An 18,871-nucleotide genomic window follows, 5' to 3' on the forward strand; every position below is an offset into this window, starting at 1 on the left:
AGCCGAGTCATCCTGCACGACCCACCAATTAGCAGTATCCAGCGTAGTATCGGGTGATTAGCTCAGCTGGGAGAGCACCTCCCTTACAAGGAGGGGGTCGGCGGTTCGATCCCGTCATCACCCACCACCGGGTCGTTAGCTCAGTTGGTAGAGCAGTTGACTTTTAATCAATTGGTCGCAGGTTCGAATCCTGCACGACCCACCATTTTAATGATGGGGTCGGTGGAGGCAGTATCAGCAGTATCCAGCGTAATATCGGGTGATTAGCTCAGCTGGGAGAGCACCTCCCTTACAAGGAGGGGGTCGGCGGTTCGATCCCGTCATCACCCACCACTCGGGTCGTTAGCTCAGTTGGTAGAGCAGTTGACTTTTAATCAATTGGTCGCAGGTTCGAATCCTGCACGACCCACCAATTTCAGCATTTAACTCAGATGTTGAACGTGAAGGATAACGTTGCGTCAGCAACGGCCCGTAGGGCGAGGCGAAGCCGAGTCATCCTGCACGACCCACCAATTCCAATATTGGTGTCGAGTGAAATTATTCAGGTAGTACCAGAGCGGGTCGTTAGCTCAGTTGGTAGAGCAGTTGACTTTTAATCAATTGGTCGCAGGTTCGAATCCTGCACGACCCACCAATCTTTAATGATGGTAACTGGTAGAAACGTGAAGGATAACGTTGCGACAGCGACGGCCCGAAGGGCGAGGCGAAGCCGAGTCATCCTGCACGACCCACCATCCTGAATGGTGACAGTAGCAAAATCCCGCAAGGGGTCGTTAGCTCAGTTGGTAGAGCAGTTGACTTTTAATCAATTGGTCGCAGGTTCGAATCCTGCACGACCCACCAATGTAAAAAGGCGCCCTAAAGGCGCCTTTTTGCTATCCGCGGAACTTAACGATTCGAACCTGCAGCAGGTTCGGGTCGAACGCAGTGAGACAACGGAGCCGCTTGCGGCGACGGCCCGAAGGGCGAGGCGAAGCCGAGTCATCCTGCACGACCCACCAATGTAAAAAGGCGCCCTAAAGGCGCCTTTTTGCTATCTGCCAGCCCATCAATTGCCACAATATTGTATTCAGCGCTTTCCCACGGTCGCGCTGCGCTTACCACGCCTGCACAGGGCGCGAACCGGTAGTCCGGACACCTGCGCAGCATCGTCCCCTGGAACAGGCGCTGATGTACAAAATTCATCACGACTTTTGGCGCGTAATCGGCTATCTTGTTTAGCATATAAAACACCATGACCGTATCATGGCGCGGGCAGGCCATACTGACGGTCTTAGAGTTAAGCCAGTAAAACGAGATTGCATGATGAGCGTAATGTTTGATCCTGAAACGGCGATTTATCCCTTCCCACCGAAACCGCAGCCGCTGACCGTCGATGAAAAGCAGTTTTACCGCGAAAAAATCAAGCGTCTGCTGCGCGAGCGCGATGCCGTGATGGTGGCGCATTACTACACCGATCCTGAAATTCAGCAGCTGGCGGAAGAGACCGGCGGCTGTATTGCCGACTCGCTGGAGATGGCGCGCTTTGGCGCCCGCCATTCGGCCTCTACGCTGCTGGTCGCCGGGGTGCGTTTTATGGGGGAAACCGCCAAAATCCTCAGCCCGGAAAAGACCATTCTGATGCCGACCCTGAACGCCGAGTGTTCCCTGGATCTGGGCTGTCCGATTGAGGAGTTCAACGCCTTTTGCGACGCTCATCCTGACCGCACCGTGGTGGTCTATGCCAATACGTCTGCCGCGGTGAAGGCTCGCGCCGACTGGGTGGTGACCTCCAGCATCGCCGTGGAACTCATTGACCACCTGGATAGCCTTGGTCAAAAAATCCTCTGGGCGCCGGACCGCCATCTTGGCCGTTACGTTCAGCGTCAGACCGGCGCAGATGTGCTCTGCTGGCAGGGGGCGTGCATCGTGCACGACGAGTTTAAAACCCAGGCGTTGATGCGGATGAAGGCTCTGCATCCCGAAGCCGCTGTGCTGGTCCATCCCGAGTCGCCGCAGGCGATCGTCGAGATGGCCGATGCCGTAGGCTCCACCAGCCAGCTGATCGCGGCGGCGAAAAGCCTGCCCCAGCGCCAGCTGATCGTGGCGACCGATCGCGGTATCTTTTATAAAATGCAGCAGGCGGTGCCGGAGAAAACGCTGCTGGAAGCGCCCACCGCCGGTGAAGGGGCGACCTGCCGCAGCTGCGCGCATTGTCCGTGGATGGCGATGAACGGCCTGAAAGCCATTGCCGAGGGTCTCGAGCAGGGCGGCGCTGAACATGAAATCCACGTCGACGAAGCGCTGCGGACTGGCGCATTAATTCCCCTTAACCGGATGCTGGATTTTGCGGCTACACTACGGGGATAACCTATTACCGCGTCATCTGGCGCTGAGAGGATAAAATGGATTTTTTTAGCACGCAGAATATTTTAGTACATATACCCATCGGCGCCGGGGGGTACGATCTCTCCTGGATAGAGGCCGTGGGGACCATCGCCGGGCTGTTGTGCATCTGGCTGGCGAGCCTGGAGAAGATCAGTAACTATGCCTTCGGTCTGGTCAACGTCACGCTGTTCGCCATCATCTTCTTTCAGATCCAGCTGTACGCCAGCCTGTTGCTGCAGCTGTTCTTCTTTGCCGCTAACGTTTACGGCTGGTATGCCTGGTCGCGGCAAAGCAGCAACCATGAGGCTGAGCTGCAGATCCGCTGGCTACCGCGCAGTAAAGCCCTGGGCTGGCTGGCGGCCTGCGTGGTGGCGATCGGCTTGCTGACCCTGTTTATCAATCCTTTTTTTGCTTTCCTGACGCGGATCGCGGTCAGCCTGATGCAAGTGCTCGGTTTGCAGGTCACTATGCCGGAACTGCAGCCGGACGCCTTCCCGTTCTGGGACTCCTGTATGACGGTGCTGTCGGTAGTGGCGATGATCTTAATGACCCGCAAATACGTTGAAAACTGGCTGCTGTGGGTCATCGTCAACGTCATCAGCGTGGTGATTTTTGCCCGTCAGGGCGTCTATGCGATGTCGCTGGAATATCTCTTGCTGACGTTCATTGCGCTGAACGGCAGCCGGATGTGGATAAACAGCGCGCGTGAGCGAGGTTCTCACGCGTTTTCTGGCTAATGGTGGTGGTGATGATCGTGCCCGGCGTGCATCGTGTTGAGATGGCACTCCGGGCCGCTGCAGGGCTGGTACTCCATCTGCACCGTGGCATGCTCAATTTCATATTTATGTTCCAGGAAATGCAGGATGCGGTTGAGTAACGCATCATGATCGTGCGGCGGCACAACCTGCACATGCAGCGTCATCACCGGTTTTTCCCCCACCAGCCAGACGTGGACGTGGTGAACATCGCGCACCTCCGGGATAGAGCGGCGGATATCCCGCTGCAGGGCCGTCACATCCAGCGAACGCGGCGCGCCTTCCAGCAGCTCATTCAGACTCTCCTTCAGCAGACGCCAGGCGCTACGTAACACCAGGCAGGAAACCAGCACGGAAAGGATCGGGTCGACAGGTGTCCAGCCGGTGGTGAGGATCACCACGGCGGCCACAATCGCGCCAACCGAGCCCAGCAGATCGCCGAGCACGTGTAGCGCCGCGGCGCGCACGTTGAGGTTCCGCTCTTCGCTGCCACGATGCAGGATCCAGAAAGCCAGCACGTTGGCCAGCAGGCCAGCGACCGCAATCACCATCATCGTCACGCCGGCAACCGGCTGCGGGTGCTGGAAGCGCTGAATGGCCTCCCAGACAATCAGCATGGTGATCACCACCAGAGCAATGGCATTGAGAAACGCAGCCAGGGTGGTCAAACGCAACCAGCCAAAGGTATGGCGGGCATTCGGGGGACGGCTGGCGAAGCGAACCGCCAGCAGCGCAAACAGCAGGGCGGCGGAGTCGGTGAGCATATGGCCGGCATCCGCCAGCAGGGCCAACGAGCCGGAGATCGCGCCGCCGATGGCTTCTACCAGCATAAAACCGGCGGTGACGATGAACGCCCAGAGCAGCCGGCGGGCGTTGCCGTTATCCGGAGCCTGGGCAGGGGAGTGCGAATGCGAGTGCGCCATAGTGTCGTCCCTTGATAGTTATCATTATCACGCTATGACATCATAAACAGAGAACGATAACAAACAGAGAAAAGGCGAGCCCGGCTCGCCTTTTCTCTGTTTGCACTCACCGCATCAATTATTGGGTTGTGCCGTCGGTTTTGCTGTTGTCATGGTTCATGCTGTCGCCGTTGTCCAGCTTCTTACCGGTGTCCGGACAGCGGCCGTCTTTACACATCGAGTTTTTATGGACCTCATCGCTCGACATATTGTCCTGGCTCATCGTCGAGCCGTCAGGATGAAGCATGGTGCCGCCAGTGCCAGTGCCAGAGCCAGAATTGATTTGGCTATTATCGACGTTATTCGGCGCCACGTTTTCACGGGCGTCCGGCGCCACCTGACCGGCATCAGCGGAAGAGTTGGCCTGGCCATTGTTGGACTGGGCGCCGGCATCTGCCGCCAGGGCCGCGCCGCTGGCAAGACCTAAGGTGGCGGTGAGCAAAAGGGTCGTCAGTTTTTTCATGTTCATCGGATACTCCTGTTGGGTCGGGAAGCGGTAACCACGCCTCCAGCGGTAAGTGTGCCAGGGATCTGACTCGCTATGGTTAAAGACTCCGCAGACGATCGCAGTGTCACTATATAATCCTGAAACGTAAGACTTAATTAGCTTTAACAGTTAAATATTGTAGTTCATGAGTCTGGTTTCGCTACTTTATGGCGTATTTTTGCCTATTTCCAGGATTATTCCATCACTACTGTAAAATCACGTTTACACTATTTCAGCGAAGAGATAGATTGGAGGGATTGCATTTCATTGAATAAGTATGGCAACGCTGGAAAGAAGATGAATTATCAGAACGACGATTTACGCATTAAAGAGATCAACGAATTATTACCTCCCGTTGCGCTCCTGGAAAAATTCCCTGCTACCGAAAATGCTGCAAACACCGTTGCACATGCTCGCAAAGCGATCCACCAGATCCTCAAAGGTGATGATGACCGCCTGCTGGTGGTGATTGGGCCCTGTTCTATTCACGACCCGGCGGCGGCGAAAGAGTACGCTTCCCGTCTGCTGACCCTGCGCGAGGCGCTGAAGGGCGAGCTCGAGATCGTCATGCGCGTCTATTTTGAGAAACCGCGCACCACCGTCGGCTGGAAAGGGCTTATCAACGATCCCCATATGGATAACAGCTTCCGCATCAACGACGGGTTACGCATTGCGCGCAAACTGCTGCTGGACATTAACGACAGCGGCCTGCCGGCGGCGGGGGAATTCCTCGATATGATCACCCCGCAGTATGTCGCCGATCTGATGAGCTGGGGCGCCATTGGGGCGCGTACCACCGAATCCCAGGTGCACCGCGAGCTCGCCTCGGGGCTCTCCTGCCCGGTGGGCTTTAAAAACGGTACCGATGGCACCATCAAGGTGGCTATCGACGCGATTAACGCCGCCGGCGCGCCGCACTGTTTCCTGTCGGTCACCAAGTGGGGCCACTCCGCTATCGTCAATACCAGCGGCAACGGCGACTGCCATATTATTCTGCGCGGCGGCAAAGAGCCGAACTACAGCGCGAAGCACGTGGCGGAGGTGAAAATCGGTCTGGCGAAAGCGGGCCTGCCGGCCCAGGTGATGATCGACTTCAGCCACGCCAACTCCAGCAAGCAGTTCAAGAAGCAGATGGAAGTAGGCGCCGACGTATGCCAGCAGATTGCCGGCGGCGAGCGCGCCATTATGGGCGTGATGATTGAAAGCCATCTGGTGGAAGGCAACCAGAGCCTCGAGAGCGGTGAACCGCTGACCTACGGCAAGAGCGTTACCGACGCCTGCATCGGCTGGGAGGATACCGAAGCGATCCTGCGTCAGCTGGCGGAAGCGGTGAAAACCCGCCGCGGCTAAGCTACGTTGCGCTCGCGCAGGTCATAAAAAAAGCGTGGAGATTTCCACGCTTTTTTATTTTCACCGGGGGAAATTACTTCGCTTTACCCTGGTTGGCGACGGCAGCCGCTTTCGCCGCGATCTCTTCCGCGTTGCCCAGATAGTAATGTTTGATCGGCTTGAAGTTTTCATCGAACTCATACACCAGCGGTACGCCGGTCGGGATGTTCAGTTCGAGGATCTCGTCTTCGCCCATGTTGTCGAGGTATTTCACCAGCGCGCGCAGGGAGTTACCGTGAGCGGCGATGATCACGCGCTCACCGCTTTTCAGGCGCGGCAGAATGGTTTCGTTCCAGTAAGGCACGACGCGGTCGATGGTCAGCGCCAGGCTTTCAGTGGTCGGCAGTTCCGCGTCGGTCAGTTTTGCATAGCGCGGATCGTGGCCCGGGTAGCGCTCGTCGTCTTTGGTCAGCTCCGGCGGAGTAACGGCGAAGCCGCGACGCCACTGTTTAACCTGCTCGTCACCGTATTTCTCAGCAGTTTCCGCTTTGTTCAGGCCCTGCAGCGCGCCGTAATGACGCTCGTTCAGCTTCCAGGATTTCTCAACCGGCAGCCAGGCCTGATCCAGTTCGTCCAGCACGTTCCACAGGGTGTGGATGGCACGTTTCAGCACGGAGGTATAAGCAAAATCAAAGCTGAAGCCTTCAGCCTTCAGCAGTTTACCTGCTGCTTTCGCTTCGCTAACGCCTTTCTCGGACAGATCAACGTCGTACCAACCGGTGAAGCGGTTTTCGTTGTTCCACTGGCTTTCGCCATGACGAACCAGTACCAGCTTAGTTACAGCCATTCTCTTACTCCTCTCTACACGCCATCCCTCGCGCCGCGAACGGTGCGCTGAATATGTTGGTGTATGTGTTATTGATTGATAACTATTCTCATTATATTGCCGTGATTTGGCTCACGGCAATGCTTATCCCTAACCATAGCGAAAATAGTGGCTCAGTGTAAGGTGCTTGTAAAACACAGGTTATTTTTTTGTCCTTTGATGACGGAAAATAGAGCAGGTTGCTGAAAAAAGAGGCAGGAGAGAAGAGGGCGGGGACGAAAAGCAGCGCCCCCCGGCGGAGGGCGCTGGCGATTAGCGGGCGATAAACTGATATTCCGTCAGGCTGACGTACTCCTGGCCTGGACGTAACACACAGTCCGGCTGCGGCCATTCCGGATGATTCGGCGAATCCGGCAGGAATTCGCTCTCCAGCGCCAGCCCCTGCCAGTCGGCGTAGGGTTCCGTCGTCTGCGACGGGGTGCCGCCGAGATAGTTGCCGGAATAAAACTGTAGCGCCGGAGCGGAGGTATAGACCGTCATCTGCAGCTTACCGTCCTGCGACCAGACCTGCGCCGCAGGTTGACTGGCGTCGCCTCTGGCGTCCAGCAGGAAGGCATGGTCGTAACCCTTTACCTTTTGCTGATCGGCATCCGCGAGGAAGTCGGCGGCGATGGTTTTCGGCTGGCGGAAATCAAAGCTGGTGCCGGCGACGTCTTTGAGTCCGCCGCCCGGGATACCATCGCTTTCCACCGGCAAATAGCGATGGGCGAGGATCTGCAGCTGGTGCTGGCGCACGTCGCCCTGGTCACCGTCGAGGTTGAAATAGACGTGATTGGTCATGTTCACCGGGCAGGGTTGGTCCACGGTGGCGCGATAGGTAATCGCGATGCGGTTATCGTCGGTCAGACGATAGTGCGCGGTGGCCTGCAGAGTGCCCGGAAAGCCTTGATCGCCATCGGGCGAGGTCAGGGCGAACAGCGCTTCCTGCTCGTCGGCGCGGACGATGCGCCAGCGGCGTTTATCAAACCCTTCCGGGCCGCCGTGAAGCTGGTGGCCCGCGTCGTTTGACGGCGTGACGGTGACGAGCTGGCCGTCAAGCGGGAAGCGGCTATTGCCGATACGGTTGGCGTAGCGGCCTACCGAGGCGCCAAGAAACGCGGCCTGGCGGGCATAGTCTTCCAGCTTTGCGCAGCCCAGCAGCGGATGGCGCACGCTGCCATCGGCCAGCGGCACCTCGGCGCTGAGCAGCGTCGCGCCCCAGTCCGCCACGGTGACGGTCATCCCCGCCTTATTGCGCAGGGTTACCTGCTGCCATGGCTGGCCGTCCGGCGCCAGCGCGGTAGTTTGCGTTACCATTGACCAGCCCCCTGTGACGGTTTGCAGACATAAAACGTCTCTTTAATTCCGGTTTTCGCTTCATACTCGTTGGCAACGGCCTGCTGAACGGTATCGACCAGATCTTCCGGGACCAGCGCTACCACACAGCCGCCAAAACCGCCGCCGGTCATGCGCACGCCGCCCTTATCGCCGATTGTCGCCTTGACGATCTCCACCAGGGTGTCGATCTGCGGGACGGTGATCTCGAAATCATCGCGCATTGAGGCGTGGGATTCGGCCATCAGCTCGCCCATCCGCTTCAGGTCGCCTTTTTCAAGGGCGCTGGCGGCTTCCACGGTGCGGGCATTCTCCGTCAGCACATGACGTACCCGCTTCGCCACCACCGGATCCAGCTCATGGGCGACAGCGTTGAATTGCTCAAGGGTGACATCGCGCAGAGCGGGCTGCTGGAAGAAGCGCGCGCCGGTCTCGCACTGTTCACGACGGGTGTTGTACTCGCTGCCGACGAGGGTGCGCTTAAAGTTGCTGTTGATGATCACCACCGCCACGCCTTTCGGCATCGAGACGGCTTTGGTGCCCAGCGAGCGGCAGTCGATCAGCAGCGCATGGTCTTTTTTGCCCAGCGCCGAAATCAGCTGATCCATGATCCCGCAGTTGCAGCCGACGAACTGATTTTCCGCCTCCTGGCCGTTGAGGGCGATTTGCGCGCCGTCCAGCGGCAGATGGTAGAGCTGCTGGAACACGGTGCCGACGGCGACCTCCAGCGAGGCTGAGGAGCTTAAGCCCGCGCCCTGCGGCACATTGCCGCTGATCACCAGATCCGCGCCGCCGAAGTGGCTGTTCCGCTGTTGCAGATGCTTCACCACGCCGCGGACATAGTTCGACCACTGCTGGGTGTCGTGGCTGAGAATCGGCGCGTCGAGAGAGAATTCGTCGGTCTGATTGTCGTAATCGGCGGCAATCACCCGCACGGTACGATCGTCGCGCGGCGCACAGCTGATCACCGTCTGGTAGTCGATGGCGCAGGGCAGCACAAAGCCGTCGTTGTAATCGGTATGCTCGCCGATCAGGTTGACGCGGCCTGGCGCCTGAATGACATGGCTGGCCGGGTAGCCGAAGGCCTCAGCAAACAGGGTTTGGGTTTTCTCTTTCAGACTCATCATTACACTCCGGATTCACGAAAATGGACGTCGCTGACGGCGCGCAGTCGTTCGGCAGCTTGCTCGGCGGTGAGATCGCGCTGCGTTTCGGCCAGCATTTCGTAGCCAACCATAAACTTGCGGACCGTCGCGGAGCGCAGCAGCGGCGGATAAAAGTGGGCGTGAAGCTGCCAGTGGTTATGGTCTTCATCGTTAAACGGCGCGCCGTGCCAGCCCATGGAGTAGGGGAATGAGCACTGGAACAGGTTGTCGTAACGGCTGGTCAGCTTTTTCAACGCCAGCGCCAGATCGCTGCGCTGGGCGTCGCTTAAATCGGTAATACGCTGCACGGGCGCTTTCGGCAGCAGCAGCGTTTCGAACGGCCACGCGGCCCAGTAGGGCACAACCGCCAGCCAGTGATCGGTGTCGATCACCGTGCGGCTGCCGTCGGCCAGTTCGCGCCGGGCGTAGTCCAGCAGCATCGGCTGGCCCTGGCTGGAGTAATACGCTTTCTGCAGACGGTCTTCCCGTTCCGCTTCATTAGGCAGGAAGCTGTTGGCCCATACCTGACCGTGCGGGTGTGGGTTGGAGCAGCCCATCGCTGCTCCTTTGTTTTCAAAGACCTGCACCCACGGGTAGCTTTTCCCGAGGTCCGCGGTCTGTTCCTGCCACGCTTTAACCACGCCTTCCAGCGCTTCAAGGCTCAGTTCCGGCAGCGTTTTGCTGTGGTCTGGCGAGAAGCAGATCACCCGACTGGTGCCGCGCGCGCTCTGGCAGCGCATCAGCGGATCGTCACTCTCCGGGGCATCCGGCGTGTCGGTCATCAGGGCCGCAAAGTCGTTGGTAAACACGTAGGTGCCGGTGTAATTCGGATTCGTGTCGCCGGTGACCCGGGTGTTGCCCGGGCACAGGAAACAGTCCGGATCGTGGGCCGGCAAGGTCTGTTTTGCCGGTGTCTCCTGCGCTCCCTGCCAGGGGCGCTTGGCGCGATGCGGAGAAACCAGAATCCACTGCCCGGTTAACGGGTTATAACGACGATGCGGATGGTCAACGGGGTTAAATACGCTCATGAAGGTTCCTTAGTCTGGATAACCCTGCGGATGGCGGGACTGCCAGTTCCAGGTGTCCTGCGCCATTTCGTCCAGGTTGCGCGTCACGCGCCAGTTCAGCTCGCGGTCGGCCTTGGCGGCATCCGCCCAGTAGGCCGGGAGGTCGCCATCGCGGCGCGGCGCGAAATGGTAGTTAATCGGTTTGCCGCAGGCCTTGCTGAAAGCATTGACCACGTCGAGCACGCTGCTGCCGACGCCGGCGCCAAGGTTGTAGATATGGACCCCGGCTTTGTCAGCCAGTTTTTCCATGGCCGCGACGTGGCCGTCGGCAAGGTCCATCACGTGGATATAATCGCGCACGCCGGTGCCATCTTCGGTCGGGTAGTCGTTACCAAACACGGCCAGCGATTCGCGACGGCCAACGGCGACCTGGGCGATATACGGCATCAGGTTATTCGGGATCCCCTGCGGGTCTTCGCCCATGTCGCCCGACGGGTGGGCGCCGACCGGGTTGAAGTAGCGCAGCAGCGCAATGCTCCACTCCGGCTGCGCTTTTTGCAGGTCGGTCAGTATTTGCTCCACCATCAGTTTGCTTTTACCGTAGGGGCTTTGCGGGGTGCCGGTCGGGAAGCTTTCGACATACGGGATTTTCGGCTGGTCGCCGTAGACGGTGGCGGAGGAGCTAAAGATGAAGTTCTTCACGCCCGCGGCGCGCATGGCGGAGACTAATTTCAGTGTGCCGGTGACGTTATTGTCGTAATATTCCAGCGGCTTGGCGACGGACTCCCCGACGGCTTTCAGCCCGGCGAAGTGGATCACCGCTTCAATGGCGTGATCGTGGAGGATCTCGGTCATCAGCGCTTCGTTACGAATATCGCCTTCAATAAAGGTGGCTTCTTTGCCGCCGAGACGCTCAATCACCGGCAGTACGCTGCGCTTGCTGTTGCAGAGATTGTCGAGGATCACCACCTCATGCCCCTGCAGCAGCAGTTGAACGCAGGTATGACTTCCAATGTAACCGCTACCACCTGTAACCAGAACTTTCATGATTCGCTCCATTCGGCTTATCGTGTATGAGGAAGATAGCATATCAAAGAAGTGAAAAGTGTGACACAGAACAAGTTAGTGGAATCGTTTACACTCAAGAGTGAAACGGCATCGTTTAATATATTTTGTTTAAAATACATCTTGTTAGATGAGTAAGGCGCTATTTTTCTGAAAAATACCAGGGATCTTGCGATCCCCGGCAGGGGGCGTCAGGCCACGGGGCCGAGCTGATAAGTGTAACCGTCTCCACTGGGAACGAACGCCAGGCGATGGGTAATACAGTCCGGGGCATCTTCCGCATGGTGCGAGACAAACAGCAGCTGCGTGGCGCCTTCGCCAATCAGGACGTCGACGAAGCGGCGCACCAGCTGGCGATTGAGGGGATCCAGCCCCTGCAGCGGTTCATCAAGGATCAGCAGGGTTGGATGCTTCACCAGCGCGCGGACGATAAGCGCCAGCCGCTGCTGGCCCCACGACAGGCTGTGAAACGGCGCGTCGGCGGTGCGCTTATCGATGCCGAGAATATCCAGCCATTGCTGCACCAGCTTATGCTGTTTATCCGACACCGCCTGATAAATGCCGATCGAGTCAAAATAGCCCGACAGAATCACGTTGCGGACGTTGGTGCTGACCCGGTAGTCCAGATGCAGGCTGCTGCTGACGTAGCCGATATGCTTTTTAATATCCCAGATGGTCTCGCCGCTGCCGCGCCGACGGCCAAAGAGGGTGAGATCGTTGCTGTAGCCCTGGGGGTGATCGCCGGTGATAAGGCTTAAGAGGGTGGATTTACCCGCGCCGTTGGGGCCGACGATCTGCCAGTGTTCGCCAGGGTTTACGGTCCAGGAGAGGTGGTTGATGACCGGGCGATCGTTGTAGGAGACCACCCCGTCATTGAGCACGATACGCGGCGCCGTCTCCGTCAGCGTATGGCGGGCCGGTGGGGCATCCGGCTCCGGCAGGGTGATACCGTCCAGTTTTTCACTGTGCGCCAGCTGGGCGACCAGCGCCTGCTGCAGCAGAGCGTGCTTCTCGCCGGTCTCGCTGAGGAGGCAGTCAGCCAGCACGCCGGCGTATTGCACAAAGTCCGGGATCTCATCGAAACGGTTGAGCACCAGCACCAGGGTGATGCCGGCGCGATGCAGGTCGGCCAGCAGGGCGGCCAGCTGCTGGCGGGAGTTGACGTCGAGGCCGTCGAACGGCTCGTCGAGGATCAGCAGTTGCGGATCGCTCATCAGGGCCTGGCACAGCAGGGTCTTACGCGTTTCGCCAGTGGACAGATACTTAAAGCGGCGGTCCAACAGGGCGCTGATGGCAAACTGTTCGGCAAGCTGCGCGCAGCGGGCCGGATCTTTCACCTCATCCTGAATAATCTCCGCGGTAGTGCGTCCGGTATCTTCTTCTCCGGGGCTGAGCAGGTCGGTGTTATTGCGCTGCCACTCGTCACTGACCAGCTTCTGCAGCTGTTCGAAGGAGAGGCGGGTTACGCGGGAGAAGAGGCTGTCGCGCTGGCCGCTGAGCAGGGTCAGGTCGCCGGCCAGGGCCCGCGCGAGGGCGGATTTGCCGCTGCCGTTGCTGCCGACGAACGCCCAGCTTTCACCCGCCGCCACGCTCAGGTGGTCTATTTTTAAGGTTTTTGTATCGCTCAGGCGAAACGTGCCTTGCGAAATTTGCAATGATGACATGATGTATCCCATTTTTTGCAGCGATGTGCATCAGGGATACGACTTCAGGCGCGCAATGTCAATGGGGTCAGCATAACGTAGCGAGAATGATGCGATCGGCGTTGAAGTAAGCGATCGCCTCCGTCCCTTCCGTCAGGCCAGAGGTCTGGGCCTGCGGCAGGGTGGCGCACAGGGTCTGGCCGTCCGCAAGGGTCATCAGCACTTCGCACTGCCCGGAGCCGCATTCGATATGGCTGATGCGACCCGACAGCTGGTTCTCGGCCTGGCGGGCCACCGCCGGGTCGAGGGTGATGCCAACCCAGGGCGCTTTCAACAGGACCAGCACCTCCTGGCCCTCATCGAGCCCCAGCTTTTCAGCGCTTTGGGCGGTAATGGCGACGTTCAGGCGGGTCTGCCCGTCGGCCAGCAGCACCTCGACGTGCTGCTGCACCTGCTGGCGATCGCGGCCGGTGATAGTGCCGAACCACTGGTTGCGGGCGCTGGTTTGCAGGGAAAAGCGCGAGATGGCCGCCAGCAGGCTGTCCAGCGGCAGGGCGTCGTCATCGCTGAGCACATCAAACGCTTTCTGCTGGATCTGCGCCAGCAGATCGTACAGTTGGATCAGACGCTGCCCGTAGCGGGTCAGCACCGCGCCGCCGCCGCCTTTGCCGCCGGTGGCGCGATCCACCAGCGGCTGTTCGCTGAGCTGGTTCATCTCGTTGATGGCATCCCACGCGCTTTTATAGCTGATACCCGCGTGCTTCGCCCCCTGGCTTATCGAACCGGTCTGGTCAATCTGTTTGAGCAGGGCGATCCGCCGGGGGTCGGCAAACAGGCGCTGCTGAAGCTTAAGGGTGAGAAGAATTTCGGCCTGCATAATCGTTTCCTGACAAAAAAGCGTATTGTGACCGATAGTCACCCCGTTGCAAAACCTCTCTGCGCGGTTTGTCATTAACCACCGCACAAATGGGGCGTGTTTTTTCGGCTGAAACCGTTACAATCAGGGAATCATACTATCTGGAGTGAACCATGTTAGAGCTTTTGAAAAGTCTGGTTTTTGCGGTCATCATGGTACCGGTGGTGATGGCGGTCATCCTGGGATTGATTTACGGTCTTGGCGAAGTGTTCAACCTCTTCTCCGGCGTCGGCCACAAAGATCGCAGCCAGCAAAATCATTGATTTCCCGGCGCCCGGTTTAACCGGGCGCTGTGCTATTTCCCTCCTGTATCATTTCCCTTCATTTTATTGTCCTGCGTCACTATAAAAACGCTTCGCATATCGTTATATTGTCGAGTACATAACGCATTGACAGGAGATTCAGATGACAGGTTCTTGGTTACGCGGGGTGGTCGGGGTATCGCTCACGCTGTGCGTCGCGGGTCAGGCGCTGGCGGCAGAGGGGAAAGTGACCGTTTTCGCGGCCGCGTCGTTAACCAACGCGATGCAGGATATCGCCCAGGCGTATAAGAAAGCGAAAAACGTCGAGGTCGTCTCGTCGTTTGCCTCGTCGTCAACGCTGGCGCGGCAGATTGAAGCAGGCGCCCCGGCGGACCTGTTTATCTCCGCCGATCAAAAGTGGATGGATTACGCGGCAGACAAAAAGGCCATCGATCCGGCGACCCGCGCCACCCTGCTTGGCAACAGCCTGGTGGTGGTGGCGCCGAAAGCCAGCGCGCAGGGGGCGATAACCATTGATGAGAAAACCGACTGGACCAGCCTGCTGAAAGGGGGCCGTCTGGCGGTGGGCGATCCGCAGCACGTTCCGGCAGGTATCTACGCCAAAGAAGCGCTGCAGAAACTGGGCGCCTGGGAGACCCTGTCGCCGAAGCTCGCCCCGGCGGAAGACGTGCGCGGCGCGCTGGCGCTGGTGGAGCGTAGCGAAGCGCCGCTGGGCATCGTCTACGGATCGGATGCCGTGGCCAGCAAAGGGGTGAAAGTGGTTGGCACTTTCCCTGAGGCGTCGCATCAGAAAGTCGAGTACCCGCTGGCGATTGTCGATGGCCACCGCAATGCGGCCGTGAGCGCTTTCTATGACTACCTGAAAGGGCCGGAAGCGTCGGCGATTTTTCAACGTTACGGATTTACCACCCGCTGATGTTTCTGAGCGAACCCGAATGGCAGGCGGTGCTGCTGAGCCTGAAAGTCTCCTCCCTGGCGGTGGCCCTGAGCCTGCCCTTTGGCATCTTTTTTTCCTGGCTGCTGGTCCGGCGCACCTTCCCCGGCAAGGCGCTGCTCGACAGCCTTCTCCATCTGCCGCTGGTGCTGCCGCCGGTGGTGGTGGGGTATCTGCTGCTGGTGGCCATGGGGCGGCGCGGGTTTATTGGCAGCTGGCTGTATGACTGGTTCGGCATCAGCTTTGCCTTCAGCTGGCGCGGGGCGGTGCTGGCGGCGGCGGTGATGTCTTTCCCGCTGATGGTGCGCGCCATCCGCCTGGCGCTGGAGGGGGTGGACATCAAACTGGAGCAGGCGGCGAGAACCCTCGGGGCCAGCCGCTGGCGGGTATTTTTCACCATTACGCTGCCGCTGACTCTGCCGGGAATTATTGTCGGCACGGTGCTGGCCTTCGCCCGCTCGTTAGGGGAGTTTGGCGCGACCATCACGTTCGTCTCCAATATTCCCGGTGAAACGCGCACCCTGCCTTCGGCGATGTACACCTTGATCCAGACCCCGGGTGGGGAGGGGGCGGCGGCCCGCCTCTGCCTCATCGCTATCGGTCTGGCGCTGGTCTCGCTCTTGATTTCAGAATGGCTGGCCCGCGTGAGCCGCCAGCGAATGGGAGGATCATGATGCTCGAGCTGGACTTCACCCAGACCCTCGGCAGCCACTGTCTGCAGATCCGTGAAACGCTGCCCAGCAGCGGGATCACCGCCATCTTTGGCGTCTCAGGCGCCGGGAAAACGTCGTTGATCAACGCTATCAGCGGCCTGACCCGGCCGCAGGTGGGGCGGATCGTCCTCAACGGCAGGGTGCTGAACGACACCGCGCAGCGTATCTGCCTGGCGCCGGAGCAGCGGCGGATCGGCTATGTATTTCAGGATGCGCGCCTGTTTCCCCACTATAAAGTGCGCGGCAATCTGCAGTACGGAATGGCGAAATCCATGGTCAGCCAGTTCGATAAGCTGGTGGAACTGCTGGGAATTGCGCCTTTGCTGGATCGGCTTCCGAGCCGGTTATCCGGCGGCGAAAAGCAGCGCGTGGCCATCGGCCGCGCCCTGCTGACCGCGCCGGAGCTGCTGCTGCTGGACGAGCCGCTGGCCTCGCTGGATATTCCGCGCAAACGCGAACTGTTGCCCTATCTGCAGCGGCTGGCGCAGGAGATCCATATTCCGATGCTCTACGTCAGCCACTCGCTGGACGAGATCCAGCATCTGGCCGATCGCGTGCTGGTGCTGGAGGCCGGTAAGGTGAAGGCTTTCGGTCCGCTGGAGGAGGTCTGGAGCAGCAGCGTGATGCACCCCTGGCTGCCGGCGGAACAGCAGAGTACGATCCTCAGCGCCACCGTCGCCGCGCAGCATCCGCAGTACGCGATGACCGCGCTGACGCTGGGGGATCAAATGCTGTGGGTTAACCGGCTCGATCGTCCCGCCGGGGAGAGCGCGCGGATCCGCATCCAGGCGTCGGACGTCTCGCTGGTGCTGGCCCAGCCGTCCGCAACCAGCATCCGCAATATCTTACGCGCCGAGGTGGTTCAGTGTCTGGAGGTCAACGGGCAGATTGAGGTTCAGCTCAGGGTGAGCGGCCATCCGCTGTGGGCTCGAATCAGCCCGTGGGCGCGGGATGACCTGGCGATAGCGCCAGGCCAGCAGGTATTTGCCCAGATCAAAAGCGTGTCGATTGCCGCCTGATCACAGCAGCTGACGGTAGATAAACTCGGCGATGCTGGGGGACTCATTGTCGCCGATGACCACGTTGGCGCGGGCTTTGACGTCGTCCACCGCATTACCCATCGCCACCCCGGTGCCTGCCGCTTCCAGCATACTCAGATCGTTGTAGTTATCGCCGAAGGCCACCACATTCTGCATCGACAGCCCCTGGTCAGCGACCCACTGCGCCAGGCGTTTGCCTTTGCTGTTGCCGGCGCGAGCGATATCCACCTGGTCGTGCCACGACCATTCGCACTCGAGGCCCAGCGTCTCGCCGACCTCCTGCGCAAAGCGCTGCAGACGGGGTATGTCGTCGTCGGTGAGGGCGAATTTCCATACCGCCTTGACCTCGCGGACCGCCTGCGCCAGCGAGTCGACCTGGCTGAAGACCGGGCGCTGATCCTCCGGTAACGCCTGCGCCCAGTTGCGGGTGCGGATCACATGCCCGGTGGGCTGTTCGTAAAGCATCGCGTCATCCACATAGGCCAGGCCGTGGATCTGCTGTTCGGCGAGCATGGCGGTGAGGCTTACCGCGTGTTCCACCGACATAGGATCGGCCGCCAAAACCTTTTTTGCGTGATAATCATACAAATAAGTGCCATTACAACAAATTGCAGGTGTATCGAGAGCCAGTGCCTGATAAAAAGGATGAATAGCGACGTGATGACGTCCGGTAACGACGATCACCTGGTAGCCCGCCTCTCTGGCGCGGGCCAGCGCTTCCAGCGAAGCGGGCAGGATGGTTTTTTTGCTGGTGAGCAGGGTGCCGTCTAAATCCAGGGCAATCACGCGTGTTGTCATGTGTTATTTCCGGTTGATGTTGAAAAGTGACCTGGCCATGATGGTACACCGCCGTGGCGTCAGGACCAATTTTTCCACATCTGCCGTGAATGTCTGTATGCCCTTTGTGCCGCCGTCCGTCGGTAATTCGGCGGGCGATGCGAGTATCATGGGCGGATGTCTTATAATTTTCAGGGTGCAGTTATCCTGAAAATGAAAAATCCACGTGCAGTGAGGGAAGGAGTAGTCATGAAACAAACCGTTTATACCGCCAGCCCGGAAAGCCAACAAATCCACGTCTGGAGTCTTGAAGCGGACGGCAAACTGACGCTGGTGCAGGTGGTTGATGCCCCGGGGCAGGTCCAGCCGATGGTGGTCAGCCCCAATAAGGAGTATCTGTACGTTGGCGTTCGTCCGGAGTTTCGCGTGTTAGCTTATCGCATCACGCCGGATAACGGGGCGTTGACCTTCGCAGGGGAAGCGGCGCTGCCGGGCAGCCCGACCCACATCTCTACCGATCATCATGGTCGCTTTGTCTTCAGCGCCTCTTACAATCAGGGCTGCGTCAGCGTGACCCCGCTGCAGGATGGTCTGCCGGGCGAAACCATCACCGTGGTGGACGGGCTGGAAGGCTGCCACTCGGCCAATATCTCCCCGGACAATCGTACCCTGTGGGTGCCGGCGCTGAAGCAGGATCGCATCTGCCTGTTTACCCTCAGCGAGGATGGTTTCCTCTCCGCCCAGGAGCCAGCGGAAGTCACCACCGTCGAAGGGGCGGGTCCGCGCCACATGGTGTTCCATCCGAACCAGCAGTATGGTTACTGCGTCAATGAGCTAAACAGCTCAATTGACGTCTGGGAGCTGAAAGACCCGAATGGCAATATCGAATGTGTACAAACGCTGGATATGATGCCGTCTGATTTCACCGGCGTGCGCTGGGCGGCGGATATTCATATCACTCCGGACGGTCGTCACCTGTACGCCTGCGATCGTACCGCCAACATCATCACGGTGTTCAGCGTGTCGGAAGATGGCAGCGTGCTGGCGGTGGAGGGCTATCAGCCGACCGAAACCCAGCCGCGCGGCTTTAATCTCGATCACAGCGGTAAGTATCTGATTGCCGCCGGGCAGAAGTCGCACCATATCGCGGTGTACAAAATTAGCGGCGAGCAGGGGCTGCTGCAGGAGAAGGGGCGCTATGCGGTCGGGCAGGGGCCGATGTGGGTGGTAGTCAACGCCCACTGATCCGTCAGGCGTAAAAGAAAAAA

Annotated in this window: 18 protein-coding genes, 6 tRNA genes, 1 other RNA gene and 1 pseudogene; 15 read left to right on the forward strand and 11 right to left on the reverse strand. The window is 59.2% G+C overall.

Translation table 11 applies throughout. The annotated features are described in order from the left end of the window. Window positions 1-51 precede the first annotated feature (51 nt). The 7 genes from MKR05_RS18775 to MKR05_RS18805 all read left to right on the forward strand — a co-directional run bounded on the left by MKR05_RS18775 (window position 52) and on the right by MKR05_RS18805 (window position 1,001). Window positions 52-127 (forward strand) — tRNA-Val (locus MKR05_RS18775). Window positions 128-129: 2 nt separating this feature from the next. Beyond that, window positions 130-205: transfer RNA gene (locus MKR05_RS18780), tRNA-Lys, on the forward strand. Between the two features lie 52 nt (window positions 206-257). Further along, window positions 258-333 (forward strand) — tRNA-Val (locus MKR05_RS18785). 3 nt (window positions 334-336) lie between these two features. After that, a tRNA-Lys gene (locus MKR05_RS18790) sits at window positions 337-412 on the forward strand. Window positions 413-558: 146 nt separating this feature from the next. Beyond that, window positions 559-634 (forward strand) — tRNA-Lys (locus MKR05_RS18795). A gap of 133 nt (window positions 635-767) precedes the next feature. After that, a tRNA-Lys gene (locus MKR05_RS18800) sits at window positions 768-843 on the forward strand. A 24-nt stretch (window positions 844-867) separates the two neighbouring features. Further along, a non-coding RNA gene (locus tag MKR05_RS18805) (RtT sRNA) lies at window positions 868-1,001 on the forward strand. A gap of 88 nt (window positions 1,002-1,089) precedes the next feature. On the opposite strand, the pseudogene MKR05_RS18810 reads toward MKR05_RS18805, so the two are convergent. Beyond that, window positions 1,090-1,236, reverse strand: a pseudogene (locus MKR05_RS18810) (hypothetical protein); the annotation flags it as partial. A gap of 69 nt (window positions 1,237-1,305) precedes the next feature. Between MKR05_RS18810 and nadA the strand changes: the two are divergent. Further along, a complete protein-coding gene (nadA, locus tag MKR05_RS18815) occupies window positions 1,306-2,349 on the forward strand; it encodes a quinolinate synthase NadA (protein WP_023288879.1) in 1,044 nt (347 codons plus the stop codon). 35 nt (window positions 2,350-2,384) lie between these two features. Continuing rightward, the gene (gene pnuC / locus MKR05_RS18820; protein ID WP_060589637.1) at window positions 2,385-3,104 is read left to right on the forward strand and encodes a nicotinamide riboside transporter PnuC; all 720 of its coding nucleotides are present in this window, start codon (window positions 2,385-2,387) and stop codon (window positions 3,102-3,104) included. Here the strand turns inward: pnuC and zitB are convergent. Further along, entirely contained in the window at window positions 3,101-4,045 is a 945-nt protein-coding gene (zitB, locus tag MKR05_RS18825; RefSeq protein WP_032455168.1) for a CDF family zinc transporter ZitB, read from the reverse strand. The genes pnuC and zitB overlap by 4 nt on opposite strands. Window positions 4,046-4,163: 118 nt before the next feature. Next, on the reverse strand, window positions 4,164-4,553 hold the full coding sequence (locus MKR05_RS18830; RefSeq protein WP_023288881.1) for a YbgS-like family protein: 390 nt from the start codon (window positions 4,551-4,553) through the stop codon (window positions 4,164-4,166). A gap of 315 nt (window positions 4,554-4,868) precedes the next feature. Here MKR05_RS18830 and aroG point away from each other — a divergent pair, with 315 nt between their 5' ends. Then, entirely contained in the window at window positions 4,869-5,921 is a 1,053-nt protein-coding gene (gene aroG / locus MKR05_RS18835) for a 3-deoxy-7-phosphoheptulonate synthase AroG (RefSeq protein ID WP_023288882.1), read from the forward strand. Between the two features lie 73 nt (window positions 5,922-5,994). On the opposite strand, the gene gpmA is transcribed toward aroG, so the two are convergent. The 7 genes from gpmA to modE form a co-directional block, all read right to left on the reverse strand. Next, the gene (gene gpmA, locus MKR05_RS18840; protein ID WP_002895089.1) at window positions 5,995-6,747 is read right to left on the reverse strand and encodes a 2,3-diphosphoglycerate-dependent phosphoglycerate mutase; all 753 of its coding nucleotides are present in this window, start codon (window positions 6,745-6,747) and stop codon (window positions 5,995-5,997) included. A gap of 291 nt (window positions 6,748-7,038) precedes the next feature. Then, on the reverse strand, window positions 7,039-8,082 hold the full coding sequence (gene galM, locus MKR05_RS18845) for a galactose-1-epimerase (RefSeq protein ID WP_049013646.1): 1,044 nt from the start codon (window positions 8,080-8,082) through the stop codon (window positions 7,039-7,041). Next, window positions 8,076-9,224 carry a galactokinase gene (gene galK / locus MKR05_RS18850; protein WP_032455171.1) on the reverse strand — a complete coding sequence of 383 codons (1,149 nt, stop codon included), beginning with the start codon at window positions 9,222-9,224 and terminating at the stop codon, window positions 8,076-8,078. Before galK ends, galM begins: the two co-directional genes overlap by 7 nt. A gap of 2 nt (window positions 9,225-9,226) precedes the next feature. Continuing rightward, a complete protein-coding gene (gene galT, locus MKR05_RS18855) occupies window positions 9,227-10,273 on the reverse strand; it encodes a galactose-1-phosphate uridylyltransferase (RefSeq protein WP_238875254.1) in 1,047 nt (348 codons plus the stop codon). A gap of 9 nt (window positions 10,274-10,282) precedes the next feature. Further along, a complete protein-coding gene (gene galE / locus MKR05_RS18860; protein ID WP_023288886.1) occupies window positions 10,283-11,299 on the reverse strand; it encodes a UDP-glucose 4-epimerase GalE in 1,017 nt (338 codons plus the stop codon). 209 nt (window positions 11,300-11,508) lie between these two features. Continuing rightward, on the reverse strand, window positions 11,509-12,981 hold the full coding sequence (modF, locus tag MKR05_RS18865) for a molybdate ABC transporter ATP-binding protein ModF (protein ID WP_044521688.1): 1,473 nt from the start codon (window positions 12,979-12,981) through the stop codon (window positions 11,509-11,511). Between the two features lie 67 nt (window positions 12,982-13,048). Then, complete coding sequence (gene modE / locus MKR05_RS18870; RefSeq protein ID WP_004886029.1) at window positions 13,049-13,837, reverse strand: molybdenum-dependent transcriptional regulator; 789 nt, start codon at window positions 13,835-13,837, stop codon at window positions 13,049-13,051. A 152-nt stretch (window positions 13,838-13,989) separates the two neighbouring features. Between modE and MKR05_RS18875 the strand changes: the two genes are divergently transcribed. From MKR05_RS18875 to modC, 4 genes are all read left to right on the forward strand, one after another. Continuing rightward, window positions 13,990-14,139 carry an AcrZ family multidrug efflux pump-associated protein gene (locus MKR05_RS18875; protein WP_002895156.1) on the forward strand — a complete coding sequence of 50 codons (150 nt, stop codon included), beginning with the start codon at window positions 13,990-13,992 and terminating at the stop codon, window positions 14,137-14,139. Window positions 14,140-14,281: 142 nt separating this feature from the next. Next, the gene (modA, locus tag MKR05_RS18880; protein WP_023288888.1) at window positions 14,282-15,055 is read left to right on the forward strand and encodes a molybdate ABC transporter substrate-binding protein; all 774 of its coding nucleotides are present in this window, start codon (window positions 14,282-14,284) and stop codon (window positions 15,053-15,055) included. Further along, a complete protein-coding gene (gene modB / locus MKR05_RS18885) occupies window positions 15,055-15,747 on the forward strand; it encodes a molybdate ABC transporter permease subunit (protein ID WP_023288889.1) in 693 nt (230 codons plus the stop codon). Before modA ends, modB begins: the two co-directional genes overlap by 1 nt. Then, complete coding sequence (gene modC / locus MKR05_RS18890) at window positions 15,747-16,805, forward strand: molybdenum ABC transporter ATP-binding protein ModC (RefSeq protein ID WP_072413695.1); 1,059 nt, start codon at window positions 15,747-15,749, stop codon at window positions 16,803-16,805. Before modB ends, modC begins: the two co-directional genes overlap by 1 nt. Here modC and MKR05_RS18895 read toward each other — a convergent pair whose 3' ends face one another. After that, the gene (locus MKR05_RS18895) at window positions 16,806-17,624 is read right to left on the reverse strand and encodes a pyridoxal phosphatase (protein WP_072413656.1); all 819 of its coding nucleotides are present in this window, start codon (window positions 17,622-17,624) and stop codon (window positions 16,806-16,808) included. It lies immediately after the preceding gene. Between the two features lie 228 nt (window positions 17,625-17,852). Here MKR05_RS18895 and pgl point away from each other — a divergent pair, with 228 nt between their 5' ends. Further along, window positions 17,853-18,848, forward strand: coding sequence for a 6-phosphogluconolactonase (gene pgl / locus MKR05_RS18900; protein WP_072413655.1), 996 nt, complete (start codon window positions 17,853-17,855; stop codon window positions 18,846-18,848). Window positions 18,849-18,871: the final 23 nt, after the last annotated feature.

This window comes from Klebsiella sp. K5-204 (genome assembly GCF_030128585.1).
Taxonomy (GTDB): Bacteria; Pseudomonadota; Gammaproteobacteria; order Enterobacterales; family Enterobacteriaceae; genus Klebsiella; species Klebsiella quasipneumoniae.

Coding starts and splice junctions, on each gene's coding strand:
- nadA (WP_023288879.1), top strand. CDS start 1,306: ATGAGCGTAATGTTTGATCCTGAAACGGCGATTTATCCCTTCCCACCG.
- pnuC (WP_060589637.1), top strand. CDS start 2,385: ATGGATTTTTTTAGCACGCAGAATATTTTAGTACATATACCCATCGGC.
- zitB (WP_032455168.1), bottom strand. CDS start 4,045: ATGGCGCACTCGCATTCGCACTCCCCTGCCCAGGCTCCGGATAACGGC.
- MKR05_RS18830 (WP_023288881.1), bottom strand. CDS start 4,553: ATGAACATGAAAAAACTGACGACCCTTTTGCTCACCGCCACCTTAGGT.
- aroG (WP_023288882.1), top strand. CDS start 4,869: ATGAATTATCAGAACGACGATTTACGCATTAAAGAGATCAACGAATTA.
- gpmA (WP_002895089.1), bottom strand. CDS start 6,747: ATGGCTGTAACTAAGCTGGTACTGGTTCGTCATGGCGAAAGCCAGTGG.
- galM (WP_049013646.1), bottom strand. CDS start 8,082: ATGGTAACGCAAACTACCGCGCTGGCGCCGGACGGCCAGCCATGGCAG.
- galK (WP_032455171.1), bottom strand. CDS start 9,224: ATGAGTCTGAAAGAGAAAACCCAAACCCTGTTTGCTGAGGCCTTCGGC.
- galT (WP_238875254.1), bottom strand. CDS start 10,273: ATGAGCGTATTTAACCCCGTTGACCATCCGCATCGTCGTTATAACCCG.
- galE (WP_023288886.1), bottom strand. CDS start 11,299: ATGAAAGTTCTGGTTACAGGTGGTAGCGGTTACATTGGAAGTCATACC.
- modF (WP_044521688.1), bottom strand. CDS start 12,981: ATGTCATCATTGCAAATTTCGCAAGGCACGTTTCGCCTGAGCGATACA.
- modE (WP_004886029.1), bottom strand. CDS start 13,837: ATGCAGGCCGAAATTCTTCTCACCCTTAAGCTTCAGCAGCGCCTGTTT.
- MKR05_RS18875 (WP_002895156.1), top strand. CDS start 13,990: ATGTTAGAGCTTTTGAAAAGTCTGGTTTTTGCGGTCATCATGGTACCG.
- modA (WP_023288888.1), top strand. CDS start 14,282: ATGACAGGTTCTTGGTTACGCGGGGTGGTCGGGGTATCGCTCACGCTG.
- modB (WP_023288889.1), top strand. CDS start 15,055: ATGTTTCTGAGCGAACCCGAATGGCAGGCGGTGCTGCTGAGCCTGAAA.
- modC (WP_072413695.1), top strand. CDS start 15,747: ATGCTCGAGCTGGACTTCACCCAGACCCTCGGCAGCCACTGTCTGCAG.
- MKR05_RS18895 (WP_072413656.1), bottom strand. CDS start 17,624: ATGACAACACGCGTGATTGCCCTGGATTTAGACGGCACCCTGCTCACC.
- pgl (WP_072413655.1), top strand. CDS start 17,853: ATGAAACAAACCGTTTATACCGCCAGCCCGGAAAGCCAACAAATCCAC.